This window comes from Methylomonas sp. BG-2, from assembly GCF_057766305.1.
In genome coordinates, this window is sequence record NZ_JBYMAP010000114.1 from 1 (window position 1) to 13,837 (window position 13,837).

Sequence of the window (13,837 nt, forward strand, 5' to 3'; positions counted from 1 at the left end):
TCTGATAGGTGTACTTAATATAATTTCTCAGGATTGGATGAGCATAGTTTACTGGTGTGTTTTGATATTCCCAATCTTCATGCTCAGCTAAGCCTCTTAAATACTCGATGTTTTCATCGAATTTTGGCATAAAGCAGAAGTCATAAAAATCTGTTGGAAAGTCATATGGTTTATTTTGTTCCATAAAAAGGTTTACCATTATTGTGAAATCTGGACATTATTTTGAATAAGCGTTTAGAGGTACTCAACTAGATGACGTACATCGTTCGCGAGAGATGCGCGTCCTAACATTGGCAGCATCCTACAACAGAACTTGAAACTCAAACTACAAAATCACACAACAACTATTCTCCGCGCGACGAGGTTAATCCCCTATGCCGCGCCGAGCACCGAAGGGTTTGGGCGGATCAGCCCGCAGGGGCGATGCAGGGATGCATCGCGTTTTCGGAGGGCTATGGATAGCCCTTCCGAAAACCCCGTTCAAACCCTTCGGCGCGCAGGATCAAAGCGGCATGGGGTGGCTTTTTCTTTGGATACTTTCTTTTGGCCAAGCAAAAGAAAGTATCGCGGTTGTCGGTCCGCGAACCGACACATAAAAAAACCGTCGCGGTAGCGACACTAAATTCAAATCCCCTCACCCCAACCCTCTCCCGGAGGGAGAGGGAGCTAAACCCCGAGAAAATTCAAAACCTCATGTCGCCCAAATCCTCGGCGCACAAACCGCCTTCCCAACAACATCCCCCCTTACCAATCCCCAAACCTCCTCAAAAAACCCTTTCAACAAATCCGCCCGCCGATCCAATCCCCGACAAATCAACAAACCCTCAATCAAAGTCACCCCACGATTAGCCTCATCCCCAATCAATGCCTGCACCGCCGCCAAATGCAAAGCCGAAGCAGGATAAACAAACAGCGTCCCGCATGCCGAATGCCCGAACAAACCCCAGCGGGCCTGAAACGCTTCGGCATCCAGGCGTAAGCGTTCCATATAAACCAAACGCCCGGCGCGGCTGATGCGCCAGTTTAAAGTGGCGGCGCCGTTGGCAAAGCCTTCGCCGGCGGCCGGGCGTCCCAAGGCCAAGATTTCCCAGCCGATGAAGCGGGCGTGCTGGGCCAACTCGATATGCATGCTGGAATTTAGACGCGCACCTTCGTAAACGATGGTTTCTTGCGGCAGCCACTCCAGGCTGGCGCCATCAGCTACGTTGAGATTGACGGTTTGCCGGGCTTCGCCGCCGCCGCTACGGTAAAACTTGCCGGCGGCGGGCGTGGTGATCAACGTTTGGGCCCTGGCTGTGGCATCGGCGTTGATGGTCAGGCGGTCGCCAGCGACCACGCCGCCGGGCGGGTGCAGCAGATAAACATGGCATACCTCGCCTTCCGGATAAAACGGCCTTTGTACGGTCAGCGGGCCACGATGAGCGCGGTTGACCAAGGCGGTTTTGGCGCCGCGCGGGGCGAAGTCTAAAGTCAGTTCGGCTTCCCAGTGGCCCGATAAAGGCTCACAAAAATTTTTCTCAGCCAGTTGGCGATACATTTGAAACCCAAAGGTTAAATCTAGTTTTAGCGCGCCCTTCGACAGGCTCAGGGCGAACGGTGTTTATAGGCGAGATTGGTAAAGTCAATCCGTTCGTCCTGAGCTAGTCGAAGGATGAATGGATTGGCTTTTCGCCAGCCGGCAAACTTCCGCCCAGTCACCCTTCATCATGGCTTCTTTTTTCTTTCGGCTCCAACCTTTGATTTGCCGTTCTGCTGATATTGCTTCTTCTCGGGTATAGGTTGCCTGCGACCAAATACATTCAACTGGAAGTCGCGTGGCCGTGTAGCCGCCGCATTCGCCTGTCTGGTGTTGGGCTATACGTTTTTCGATGTCGTCGGTATGGCCGGTGTAATAACTGCCATCGGCACATCGCAGGATGTAAACCCAAAACATTTTGCATCTCCATTAGAAGGGCGCGGCAAGTTGATAATCCGTTCGTCCTGAGCTTGTCGAAGGACGGATGGAATATCAACTAACGACAATTTCAAAGTGGTTAAGCCGTTCGTGGTTCGACAAGCTCACCACGAACGGCTTAATCAAACGGTATCCTTAAATTCGACGCTAGCTTAATAGCCTATAAACGGGATACTACACCGTCAAATACCGCTTCACCATATCGTCCGCCAATTCCTCCATCGCCCCCACCGCCACATGCCGGCCACGGTCCATGATGCAAAACTGGTTCGCCACCTTGCGGGCAAATGGCAGTTTTTGTTCCACCAGCAACACCGTCACGCCCAATTCTTTGTGAATACGGTCTATGGCTTGATGAATTTCGCCGGTTTCCGGTTTAGGGGGGGGCGTGGGCACACCGCGCGATTTGTTCAAGCGGATAATCACATCGCCGATTTCGCTGACGATGTTGGGCTGGATGCCTTCGGTCGGTTCGTCCAGAATCAGCAAGCGCGGATTTAGCACCAGCGCCCGGCCAATAGCCAATTGCTGTTGCTGGCCACCGGACAGGTCGCCGCCGCGGCGTTTCAACATTTGTTTTAACACCGGGAAAATCTCGAAGATGCTGTCCGGGACTTTTTTGATGCCGTGTTTATTGGCGGCGCGCAGGCCGGTTTTCAGGTTTTCTTCCACGGTTAATAACGGAAATATTTCCCGGCCTTGCGGCACGTAACCGATGCCTAGTTCGGCGCGGGATTCGGCCTTGGCTTTGGCCAATTCAACGCCGTCGAATTGAATGCTGCCGTCGGCCACCGGCAACAGGCCCATGATGGCTTTGAGCAGTGTAGTTTTGCCGACGCCGTTGCGGCCCATCAGGCAGACGCAGGACCCGGCGGGTACGCTCAAATCCAGGTCCCACAGGGTGTGGCTGGCGCCATAGTATTGTTGCAATGCGCTGATATTTAACATCATCCCCCCAGGTAAACTTGGATCACGCGCGGATCGTTTTGGACTTCGTCCATGCTGCCTTCGGTGAGTACGCTGCCTTCGTGCAGCACCGTGACTTTGCGGGCGATGCTGCGCACGAACTCCATATCGTGTTCGACCACCACGATGGAATGCTGGCCTTGCAAGGACAGCAATAACTCGGCGGTGCGTTCCACTTCTTGATGGGTCATGCCGGCGATGGGTTCGTCGACCAGCATCACTTTCGGGTCTTGCATCAGCAGCATGCCGATCTCCAGCCATTGCTTTTGGCCGTGCGACAGCGCGCCAGCCATTTGCCGTTGTTGCGCGGGCAGGGCGATGGTTTGCAACACATCCTGGATGCGATCGCGCTGCTCGCCGTTGAGTTTATGAAACAGCGTCGGCCAGGTGCGCTTGTCGGTTTTCAAGGCCAGTTCCAGGTTCTCGAACACGGTCAAAGCATCGAACACGCTGGGCTTTTGAAACTTGCGGCAGATACCGGCCTGGGCGATGGCCGGTTCGTCCAGTTCCAGCAAATCGATGGTCTGGCCGAAGAACACCGAGCCGCTGTCGGGTTTGGTTTTGCCGGTGATGACGTCCATCAAGGTGGTTTTGCCGGCACCGTTGGGGCCGATCAGGCAGCGCAGTTCGCCGTCGTCGATGTACAGCGACAGGTGGTTCAGTGCCCGGAAGCCGTCGAAACTGACGCTTACGTCCTCCATGTACAGAATCGGGCCGTGGCGGGCGTCGACTTCGCCGGTCAGGGGCAGGCTGGCGCCGCCTTCGGGTGTGGATGCAGCCGAGATCATCATGCCGGTTGTCCTCCGGTAGCGTTGAGAGTGGGTTTGGGTTTAATCCGCCGGCGTAGCAGGCCGACGATGCCATCCGGCATTAACAGGGTGACCAGGATGAAGGCGCCGCCCAGGCAAAACAGCCAGGCGTCCGGCATCAAGCCGGTCAACACGGTTTTGGTATAATTCACCAGCACCGCACCGATGATCGCCCCGTACAAGGTGCCGCGGCCGCCCACTGCGACCCAGATGACAATTTCTAGCGAGTTGAGCGGCGAAAATTCGCTGGGGTTGATGATGCCGACTTGCGGCACGTACAGCGCGCCGGCCAAGCCCGCCAACATGGCGGCAAACACGAACACCCAGAGTTTGAACAATTCCACCCGGTAACCCAGAAATCGCACCCGGGATTCTTGGTCACGGATGGCCGTGACCACCCGGCCCAGCTTGCTGTTGACGATCCAGCGGCACAGCAGCAAGGCGCCGATCAGGCTGAGACCGGTCATTAGTAACAACATCGAGCGGACCGCTTCGGATTGGATATTGAAGCCCAGGATGTCTTTGAAGTCCGTCAAGCCGTTGTTGCCGCCAAAGCCCATTTCGTTGCGGAAAAAGGCTAGCAACAGCGCGTAAGTCAACGCTTGGGTGATGATGGACAAATACACGCCGGTCACCCGCGAGCGAAACGCCAACCAGCCGAACACGAACGCCAGCAGGCCAGGGGCGAGGAATACCATCAACATCGCGAAACCGAAGTTCTCGAAGCCATACCAGTACCAAGGCAGTTCGGTCCAGTTCAGGAACACCATGAAGTCCGGCAGCTCGGCATTGCCATAGACGCCGCGAGTGCCGATCTGCCGCATCAGATACATGCCCATGGCATAGCCGCCCAACGCAAAGAAGGCTCCTTGGCCGAGGACCAGAATCCCGGCGTATCCCCAGACCATGTCCAGCGATAAGCCAAGCAGGGCGAAGGTGAGGTATTTGCCGATCAGGGATACCGAGTACGCGGAGAAATGCAGGGCCGAGTCTTCGGGGAAGATGAGGTTGCAGAGGGGGATTAAGAGGGTTATCGCCGCCAGCGTGGTTAGGGTGGTGGCGTAGGTTTTGTCTTGAGTCAGATTTTGTAGGTTCATTTGACTGCCTGGTTTGGTGTCGCTATCGCGACGGGTGTTTTAATGCCGGTTCGCGGACCGGCTACCGCGATACTTTTCTTTGCTCCGCCAAAGAAAAGTATCCAAAAGAAAGGCGGCCCCATGCCGCTTAGCTCACTCGGCACATCCCTGTGCCTCGCCCTTCGGGTGCTATCGCATGCAAATCGGCTATCCTGCCGATTTGTCCTGCGCTCCTGCGGGTTTGTCGAGGGTTTTCGGAAGGGCCGTCCTAGCCCTCCGAAAACGCGCGGCATCCCTGCCGCGCCCCTGCGGGCAACTTCTCGCCAAACCCTCCGGTGCTCGGCGCGGCATCAGGGGATAAAACCATCAGCCGCCGGGGGCACACAATTGAGCCTCCTAACGATATGCCTTGGATCTGCTACATTTATTGTCGTTATTATTTAGCAGTTGCCCATGATCAATTTTTGCTCAGTAATTAAATAAGCCTATGAATAACTTGCAGCGGCACAGAGTTATAATCGTTATATTGTGTTTTTCATCATCATTCATGGGTTTGTTGGTGACTTTCGCGTCGTTATTTTCCGTATTTACATCGCGATCCAGTCATGATTATTCTTTTGGTTATCTTGGTCTATTAATGCTGTTTTCTTGGGTTGTTTTAGCCGTTATGAGTATTTGTTGGGTTCAAGATAAGAAACTAAAAAAAATATGGCCAATTTTGGGGACAATTTCGGGTATTGTTTGTGTTTTATTTACAGGGTTCCCTATTAACATCATCTTTATTTTTCCTGCATTAATCTTGGCTTGGTACCTTGTGGGGTGGTTTGTATACCAGGCTTAGCTCCCTAGGTGCTGATCGAAACTTCGGTGCTCGGCGCGGCATACGGGGGTTACAACGATCAGTCGCCCAAATTTCCGTAGGGTGGGCAACTTTGCCCACCGTTGGCTGTTGTTCCGCGTGGGCACTTAATCGTGCCCACCCTACGACTCCTATTCGAAGTTACTTAAAATATTATTCAATTCTTTAGTTTGTTGTTCAGCCATACCTGACTTGCAATATGTGTAGGATGATGCAACCCATGATGATGAACCTCCATTAATATCTGCCTTTATAGAGCAAAACTGTTCTCGATATTTCATCCAAGTCATTTGAGATTCCACTAAATCATCAGCTTGTTTTTTATATGAATCGGACATAGAAAGAATTTCTAATAACTTTTTATATGCAACATCTAGCTCTTTTTCTGCGGTTTCTAAAGATGATTTAGCATCACAGTCGGACCTTATTCCGCTACCTGTTGGAAGTTCGTCGCATTCATTTGAAAACGCGTTTAACGAAAATAACACCAGGACAAATTGCAAAACGACCATCTTCATTGGAAACCCCCGTAACTTGAAACGTGTGTCAACAGAGTGTAGGAGTTATCTCTTCGTTTTGTACACCCTATAAGCTTTCTCTCGTTCCAACTCGGCGCATATGAGGGCTAGCCCGTAGGATGTGCTGAGCGAATGCGAAGCGCATCTGTCGCGAGCGATGCGCCTCCTACCGTCGGCACATCCTACAAATTCTTACCATCGTCAAACTATGCATCCACTCAAAATCGCGCGAGGGGTTTACTCGCCTCTGCCGCGCCGAGCACCGGAGGGTTTGAACGGAATAGCCCGTTAGGGGCGTCGCATGGATGCGGCGCGTTGCATGCAGGGGCTGGGAAGCCCCTTCAGGCAACCCCGTTCAAACCCGAGGAGCGCAGGGAATAAGCGGCGGTGGGGTGGCCTTTTCTTTGAATACTTTCTTTTGGCCACGCAAAAGAAAGTATTTCGGCTGTCGGGCCGAGACCCGACTTCAAAACAACCCGTCGCGACAGCGACACAACCTCCAAAACCTCAAGACTCAGCAGCTCTCCCTTTCTGCGGAAACAACCCCCTAGGCTTCTTCTGAATAAACAAAATAATGAACACCAACACCAAAATCTTCGCCAACACCGCCCCGGCGTAAGGCTCCAATACCTTATTGGCGATGCCCAACGAAAACCCGGCGACCAACGTTCCGAACAAATTACCAACCCCGCCAAACACCACCACCATGAACGAATCGACGATATAAGCCTGACCCAAGTTCGGCCCGACGTTGGTGATCTGGCTCAGGGCCACGCCGGCCACGCCGGCGATGCCAGAGCCCAAGCCGAAGGTCATCGCATCGACCCGCGAAGTGGGGATGCCCATCGCCCTCGCCATGCCGCGATTTTGGGCGACGGCGCGGACTTCCAAACCTAATTTGGTGCGCTTCAAGATTTGCAGCAGAGCGGTGAACACCAGTAGGCAGAAGATCAGGATGTAAAAGCGGTTCCAGGTCAGCGAGAGAAAGTCGTTGATCTGCCAGGAGCCGCTCATCCATTCCGGGGTGGAGACGCTGCGGTTCAGCGGCGAGAAGATCGAGCGCACCGCTTGTTGCAGGAACAGGCTGACACCGAAGGTCGCCAACAGGGTTTCCAACGGCCGGCCGTATAGGAAGCGGATGATGCCGCGCTCGATGGCGATACCGACCAAGGCCGCGACCAGGAAAGCCATCGGAATCGACAGAATCAGCGCCGTACCCAGGTTATTCGGCAGCAGTTGCTGCATCACGTAAGTGGTGTAAGCGCCCAGCATCATCAGCTCGCCGTGGGCCATGTTGATCACGCCCATTACGCCAAACGTAATCGCCAGGCCGATGGCGGCCAGCACCAGCACCGCACCCAAACTCAGGCCGAAGAACACGGTTTCGATCACGGCGTAGGTTTGCAAGCGGTTGTGGATGCTGACCAGCGCGGCTTCGGCCAGATTGCGGATGTCGCTGTCGGGCTCGATAAAATTGCCGTCGGCGTCTTTCTCGGTCAGGGCTTGCAGGCGGTTGGCGGCGTCTTGGCTGGTTCGGTCTTTCAAGGTGGAAATGGCGGCGATGCGCTTGGTCTTGTCGTCGCTGTCGATGTCTCGGAGCAGCAGGATTTCCTCGATCGCGGCGCGAACCTTGGGCGCGCTTTCTTGTTCCAGACGGCCGCGCAGCAAGTCCAGGCCCTTGTCGTCTATCTCTTTTGCCATCGCCTTGACCGCCGCCAAGCGGGCGTCGGCGTCGGCGACGTTTAATTGCAGTTGGCCGATGGCCTTGCGCAAGCTGCCGCGCAGTTTGTTGGTGACGTTGATTTTGCCGACCGCCGCGCGGTCCACTTCCGCAAGTGCCGCGCCGCTGGCCGCGTCGGTCAATTGATAACCGGCCGACGATTCCACGCCGATGACCAGTTTGCTCTCGGCTTTCAGATCGAACAATTTGCCGTCCAGCAAGGCTTGCAGCGCCGGCAAGGCGCGGCCGTCGGCGGCCAGACTTTCGATCGCGGCTTCGCGGTCGGCCATGCTGCCGACCCGTAACTGTTCCAGATGTTGGCTGAAGGCGTCCGGTTCTTGTGCTTGGACCGAGGCTGCGAAGATAAACAGGAGGGTACTGAGCGCGTAACTCACGCACAAAAAAATCGCTTTGATAACGCCGCTCGGCTTGGCCCCGGCCCACAGAGGAGTACGAACTGAACACAGGGATAGGAAAAGAGCAACGGCCGAGGCGCGGCCGAGCGGCGTTATTAAAGCGGTTTGCGAACAATAAACAGACATGGCGATTCCTTCGTGGTGGGCCGCGCCGGCATCCGTGCCGGTGCAACCCTGGTTAAGCGTGAGGCGGATGTGATCGAGCATCCGCCGAGTTCATCCGATCAGTATTTTTGACCTGAACATTTCTTGGTTTTGGTGTTGTAGTTGCCGCAGCTGATCGGCGCGGTCCAGTCGGCGATGATCGGTTTGCTGTCCGGCAGGAAGTCGGACCAGGCGTCGCCGTCGACGACTTTATTGGTTTGCCAGACTGTGACGAACTGGCCGTCTTCTTGAATTTCGCCGATCAACACCGGTTTGCTGATGTGGTGGTTAGGCAGCATTTTCGCCACGCCGCCGCTCAGGTTGGGGAATTCGACGCCGATCAGGGCTTTTTGTACCGCGTCAGGATCGGTGGTGCCGGCTTTCTCGACCGCTTTCACCCACATGTTGAAGCCGATGTAATGGGCTTCCATCGGGTCGTTGGTGACGCGTTTCGGGTTCTTGATGTAGTCCTTCCATTGTTGGATGAAGGCGGCGTTTTTGGTGGTATCGACGCTCATGAAGTAGTTCCAAGCCGCCAAATGGCCGACCAGCGGTTTGGTATCCATGCCGGACAATTCCTCTTCGCCGACCGAGAAAGCGACGACCGGAATGTCCTCAGCTTTGATGCCCTGGTTACCCAATTCTTTATAGAACGGCACGTTGGCGTCGCCGTTGATCGTCGAAACCACGGCGGTTTTCTTGCCGGCCGAACCGAATTTTTTGATGTCGGCGACGATGCTTTGCCAGTCGGAATGGCCGAACGGGGTGTAATTGATCATGATGTCCTTATCCTTGACGCCCTTGGCTTTCAGGTAAGCTTCCAGGATTTTGTTGGTAGTGCGCGGATAAACGTAGTCGGTACCGGCCAACACCCAGCGTTGCACTTTCAGATCGTTCATCAGGTAATCGACCGCCGGAATCGCTTGCTGGTTGGGCGCGGCGCCGGTGTAGAACACGTTTTTCGACGACTCTTCGCCTTCGTATTGCACTGGATAGAACAGGATGCTGTTCAGCTCTTCGATGACCGGCAGTACCGATTTGCGGGAAACGGAGGTCCAGCAGCCGAAGATGGCCGAGACTTTATCCTTGGTGATCAGCTCGCGGGCTTTTTCCGCGAACAACGGCCAGTTGGAAGCCGGGTCAACCACCACCGGCTCCAGCTTTTTGCCGAGCAGGCCGCCTTTTTTGTTCTGCTCGTCGATCAGCATCAGCATGGTGTCTTTCAATGTGGTTTCGGAGATCGCCATCGTCCCTGACAGCGAATGCAACACACCCACTTTAATCGTGTCTTCGGCGCGGACCGGCGAGGCGGCCATGAACAGCACCGACGACAGCGCGGCGCCGATGGCGAGTTTGCGGAAGGGGTTAGTGAATTTCGTCATAGTGATAGTCCTATTTGCGAGGGAATAAGTTAAGTCCTAGATTTGCCACTGGAAGCCGACCATGACCTGGCTGGCGTTCTCGCCGCTGGCGGTGGATTTGTAGTTCAAGCCCTTGGTCAGCAGGTCGCCGTATTGATAGGCGGCGAAAATTTTGGCGTTGTGGCCGTCGATGATGTAATTGACGCCGCCTTCATACACTTCCCGGTTGGGGCTGTTGTCCGGCGACACGTTGACATAGCGCAGATATGGCTGGAATTGGCCGATGCCGATTTTTTGCGGGAACAGATACATGCCGCTGATATCGTAAGCGTTGCCTTCGAACATCGAGAACTGGGCCGGCGTGCCGTCCGTGCCTTCCGCGTCGCGGATGGCTTGGCTGTATGGGCCGGTAATACCGTAGTTTTTGTACTCGCCGTTCAAGGTGACCACGCCGCCGCCCGGCAACACTTTTTCCATCAACACGTCGGCGGTGGTGCCGCGAAAGCTGCCGGGAGAACTCAGCGTGCCGGCGCCATCTTCCTGGTACTGGTTGGATACGCCGACGGTCAGAATATCGCCGCCCTTGCCGTAATAAGTGCCGGAGGTGTAGTAGCCGGGATTTTTTTCGACGTCCCAGAAGTTGTAGGCAAAGCGTTGCGCGTACAGAATATTGTCGTCTACATTGGCGCCGCCGCGCAGGCCGCGGAAGAAACCGGCCGCGTATTGGAGACGGCCGTCGAATACCGCGCCCCAGAAAGTGGCACCGTCGTCGCGGCCGAAGGAACCGGCCGAGGTGCCGTCGGATTTGATGGTCAGGTTGTAGTCGGACGGCTCGAACGGGGTGCCGGCGGAGAAGATGTTATACACCGCGCTGTAGAACGGACCGTTCATCTCGCGGCGTTCTGCCGGGACCAGCATCCGGCCGACCCACAAGTTGGCGTAGGGGGTGACCTCGAATTTGCCGATCGCGTCCAGCACCCGCACTTCGCCGCCGTTGCCGCAGGTTTGGCAGTCGGTGTTGAATTCCACTTTTAGATATTTGTGAATCTGGCCGTTGATGTATAAACGGATATTGTCCAGGTTGAAATCGTTGCTCCATTTGTCGGCGTTCGCGCCGACCGAGCCTTCCTGGGCCCGGAAGCTGGTGCGTAAACCGGCGCCGACGCTGACCCATTTAGTGTCGTCGATTTTAAACGTCGCGCCGGCCAGCGCGTCCGGCGCCTGGCTCAGGCCGAGGGCGCTCAGCGCCACGCTACCGAGCATCCGGGCGGCCCGGCGATTGTGCTTGGGTGGATTGATATCTGTCATTACATTCCCCTGGTGTGGATTGAAAACTGCCGGGACCGACGGTCCGGCGTTCGAAGCTTCGGGGAGATTTTTGAATTTTGTCGCTACCCGCCACAATCGGGTAAATGACTCATCAGTTATTTGACGTATGGTTGGAAAACAATGGCTTCCCGTAGAGTAAGCCGCTAGAACCGAGGGGAATTTATGAATTCGACATTAGAAAATGGGCCAGAACGGCGCGCCGGTCATTCGTTGGTCATGAAAGACGGGAGCGGCTGTGGCCGCGATCGAAACGCGGATTCGGCGCGAATGCCGCGACTGTACCGCTGGGCTGGTTTGGCGCTGGCCGCCGCCGTTGCTGGGCTGGTCCCGCCGGCGCGGGCGCTGGCCGCCGATACCGTCAAACCCTTGCAAGCCGTGGCTTTTAGCGTGGCCGACGACAATCTGCGCCAGTTCGGCTTTGGGTTGGAAGCGGCGGCATTGGCCGACCGAGTTAGAGCTAATCTGGCCGAATGGGAATTTCCGTTGCCGGCGCAGGGGCCGTTCAGCCACGACCTGCAAGCCAAGCTGGGCAAGGTCGCCCACCGCGAAACTCCGGTTGGTTTCTCGTTTTCGTCCGGCAATTCCGACCCGCGCGCCGTCGATTTTCAAAAAGCCGACGTAATGCCGATCACCTGCATTTTGCGGGACGCCGGCACTCAGGCGGTGTTGATCGAACGCGAGTCCACCTTCAGCGCCCATGCGTTCGGCAAGGATGTCGCCCAAAGTTACGTGACCGACAAATTGGTCGATCAAATCAGCACCGCCTGTCTGGACGTGCTGGAGCACGCGCCGCTGCCGAAAACCCAGGGTCGGGTGAAGACCGCGCTGTTCAAACCCAAGTGGATGCCGGACGTGCGGGTGGAAGTTCGGGAGATTCCGGCTACAGGTTCCGATGCGAGCGGGTCGGCGCAACCGGCGGCAATCGGCGACGAGCCGAAGAAGGAGGTGATTATTCACAACCAAGGCAATCCGGTGATTTTTACCTTTGGGCATGAGCGGAAGTGATGGGTAGTCGGGCTTGCCGGGATGCCGTTCGTCCAAATAGGCGTCGAGCGTTTGTCTTGATTGTTGCCGGTTGAGCCGTTCGCTGAGCGGCGTTGAGTCGTTCGCTGGCGGCGTCGGGTCGGTTGCTGGCGGCGTAGAGTCGGTCGCTGGTGGCGTAGAGTCGGTCGCTGGTGGCGTCGGGTCGGTTGCTGCTGAGTTGAGCCGGTCGCTGAGCGGAGCCGAAGCGAACGGGCTCGGCCAGCCCTGGAGTCCTAGGCGCGAACGGCCGCCAAGTACGATCAGTTATAATCGGGATCGTCAGACAGCATGAGGTTTAGCCATGAGTACCTACGAAACCGACTTCTACCGTTGGACCCACGAACAAGCCTCCGCAATCCGCGCGGGCCGTTTCAACGAATTGAACCTGCAAAACATTGCCGAGGAGTTGGAAAGCATGGGTCGAAGCGAAAAACGGGCATTGGGCAGTCACTTGACGGTTTTGTGTCGTTGGCGCGACGGGCGGTTTTAATGTCGGGTCTCGGCCCGACAGCCGAGGTACTTTTCTTTGCTTGTCCAAAGAAAAGTACCCAAAAGAAACGACACCCCATGCCGCTTTGATCCTGCGCGCCTGCGGGTTTGAGCGGGGTTTTTGGAAGGGCTATCCATAGCCCTCCAAAAACGCGCGGCATCCCTGCCGCGCCCCTGTCGGGCATTACCGCTCAAACCCTCCGGTGCTCGGCGCGGCATCAGGGGATTAACCCCCATCTCGAATAGAACGGTCTGCGGGTAGTTGTGTAAGTTTGGATAAGTAGTTCTTATGTAGTATGTCGCCGATGGCCAACGATGATTGCTTTGATTTTTTGTGTTCCAGAGCTTGATGGCCACAATATGGGGGAAGTGTGTTGTTCCTTCTCCCTCAGGGAGAAGGCTAGGATGAGGGGGTAACAAAGTGTCGCTGGCGCGACGCTTGGTTTGAATGTCGGTTTCACGAAACACATCCGTGAGTTTCGCTCTGCGGGCCAGGCTATCGGCTGTTCAAATTCGCTCCAGGCGAATTTGTGCTTGGCCAAAAGAAAGTATCCAAAGAAAAGGCCACCCGACATTCCGCCATTGACGAGGGTTTTCGAAAGCGGCTTCCCAGCCCCTCCGAAAACGAGCGGCATTCCTGCCGCTCCCCTGCGGGCTGATCTCGCCAAAAGCTGCGATGCTCGGGGCGGAATAACGGGAACAACCTCGTCGCGATATGAAAGGTTATTAAATGGTTTTGAAAGCTAGGATTTTGATTGTGTTGTAGGATGCTGCCGACGAAAGGAGGCGCATCGTTCGCGACCGATGCGCTTCACTCCGTTCATCACATCCTATAGGACTACATGAAAATTAGTGGAATTAGTCGATGAAGATTGAATCAAATGACACCGATATAGAAAGTTTATTAGATGGAAGTTATTTTCATATTCCTCGATTTCAAAGACCATATTCGTGGGATGAAGAGAATATTAACGACTTTTGGAATGATGTTGTAGCAACTAAAAGTAATGATTATTTTATTGGCTCAATGGTTGTCTATAAAAAGTCAAAACAGCAATTTGGGGTAGTTGATGGGCAACAGCGATTAACAACTATTACAATTATTTTATGTGTGCTAAGAGACTGTTTTAAGGAGTTAGGCTGTATTGATTATGCAGAAGGTATTCATCAGCT

13 protein-coding genes are annotated in these 13,837 nt (G+C 55.1%); 3 read left to right on the top strand and 10 right to left on the bottom strand.

Annotation, left to right across the window (positions count from 1 at the left end; translation table 11 throughout):
• From AC3B8H_RS12295 to AC3B8H_RS12340, 10 genes are all read right to left on the bottom strand, one after another.
• On the bottom strand, positions 1–184 hold a 184-nt coding region (locus AC3B8H_RS12295; RefSeq protein WP_488441862.1), incomplete at its 3' end, for a hypothetical protein.
• A 507-nt stretch (positions 185–691) separates the two neighbouring features.
• On the bottom strand, positions 692–1,537 hold the full coding sequence (locus AC3B8H_RS12300; RefSeq protein WP_488441863.1) for an urease accessory protein UreD: 846 nt from the start codon (positions 1,535–1,537) through the stop codon (positions 692–694).
• Positions 1,538–1,621: 84 nt separating this feature from the next.
• Positions 1,622–1,933: a GIY-YIG nuclease family protein gene (locus tag AC3B8H_RS12305; protein ID WP_488441864.1), complete on the bottom strand. Its 312-nt coding sequence runs from the start codon at positions 1,931–1,933 to the stop codon at positions 1,622–1,624.
• A gap of 195 nt (positions 1,934–2,128) precedes the next feature.
• Complete coding sequence (locus AC3B8H_RS12310) at positions 2,129–2,902, bottom strand: ATP-binding cassette domain-containing protein (RefSeq protein WP_488441874.1); 774 nt, start codon at positions 2,900–2,902, stop codon at positions 2,129–2,131.
• Entirely contained in the window at positions 2,902–3,711 is an 810-nt protein-coding gene (gene urtD, locus AC3B8H_RS12315) for an urea ABC transporter ATP-binding protein UrtD (RefSeq protein ID WP_488441865.1), read from the bottom strand. Before urtD ends, AC3B8H_RS12310 begins: the two co-directional genes overlap by 1 nt.
• Positions 3,708–4,826, bottom strand: a complete 1,119-nt coding sequence (gene urtC, locus AC3B8H_RS12320; protein ID WP_488441866.1) for an urea ABC transporter permease subunit UrtC — start codon at positions 4,824–4,826, stop codon at positions 3,708–3,710. Before urtC ends, urtD begins: the two co-directional genes overlap by 4 nt.
• 969 nt (positions 4,827–5,795) lie before the next feature.
• A complete protein-coding gene (locus AC3B8H_RS12325) occupies positions 5,796–6,182 on the bottom strand; it encodes a lysozyme inhibitor LprI family protein (RefSeq protein WP_488441867.1) in 387 nt (128 codons plus the stop codon).
• A 507-nt stretch (positions 6,183–6,689) separates the two neighbouring features.
• The gene (gene urtB / locus AC3B8H_RS12330; RefSeq protein WP_488441868.1) at positions 6,690–8,297 is read right to left on the bottom strand and encodes an urea ABC transporter permease subunit UrtB; all 1,608 of its coding nucleotides are present in this window, start codon (positions 8,295–8,297) and stop codon (positions 6,690–6,692) included.
• A 245-nt stretch (positions 8,298–8,542) separates the two neighbouring features.
• Positions 8,543–9,844, bottom strand: a complete 1,302-nt coding sequence (urtA, locus tag AC3B8H_RS12335; protein WP_488441869.1) for an urea ABC transporter substrate-binding protein — start codon at positions 9,842–9,844, stop codon at positions 8,543–8,545.
• A gap of 36 nt (positions 9,845–9,880) precedes the next feature.
• A complete protein-coding gene (locus AC3B8H_RS12340) occupies positions 9,881–11,131 on the bottom strand; it encodes a hypothetical protein (RefSeq protein ID WP_488441870.1) in 1,251 nt (416 codons plus the stop codon).
• Between the two features lie 288 nt (positions 11,132–11,419).
• Here AC3B8H_RS12340 and AC3B8H_RS12345 point away from each other — a divergent pair, with 288 nt between their 5' ends.
• The 3 genes from AC3B8H_RS12345 to AC3B8H_RS12355 form a co-directional block, all read left to right on the top strand.
• Positions 11,420–12,157, top strand: coding sequence for a hypothetical protein (locus AC3B8H_RS12345; protein ID WP_488441871.1), 738 nt, complete (start codon positions 11,420–11,422; stop codon positions 12,155–12,157).
• A gap of 319 nt (positions 12,158–12,476) precedes the next feature.
• A complete protein-coding gene (locus tag AC3B8H_RS12350) occupies positions 12,477–12,665 on the top strand; it encodes a DUF29 domain-containing protein (RefSeq protein WP_488441872.1) in 189 nt (62 codons plus the stop codon).
• A gap of 864 nt (positions 12,666–13,529) precedes the next feature.
• A partial coding sequence (locus tag AC3B8H_RS12355; protein ID WP_488441873.1) for a DUF262 domain-containing protein occupies positions 13,530–13,837 on the top strand: 308 nt, incomplete at its 3' end.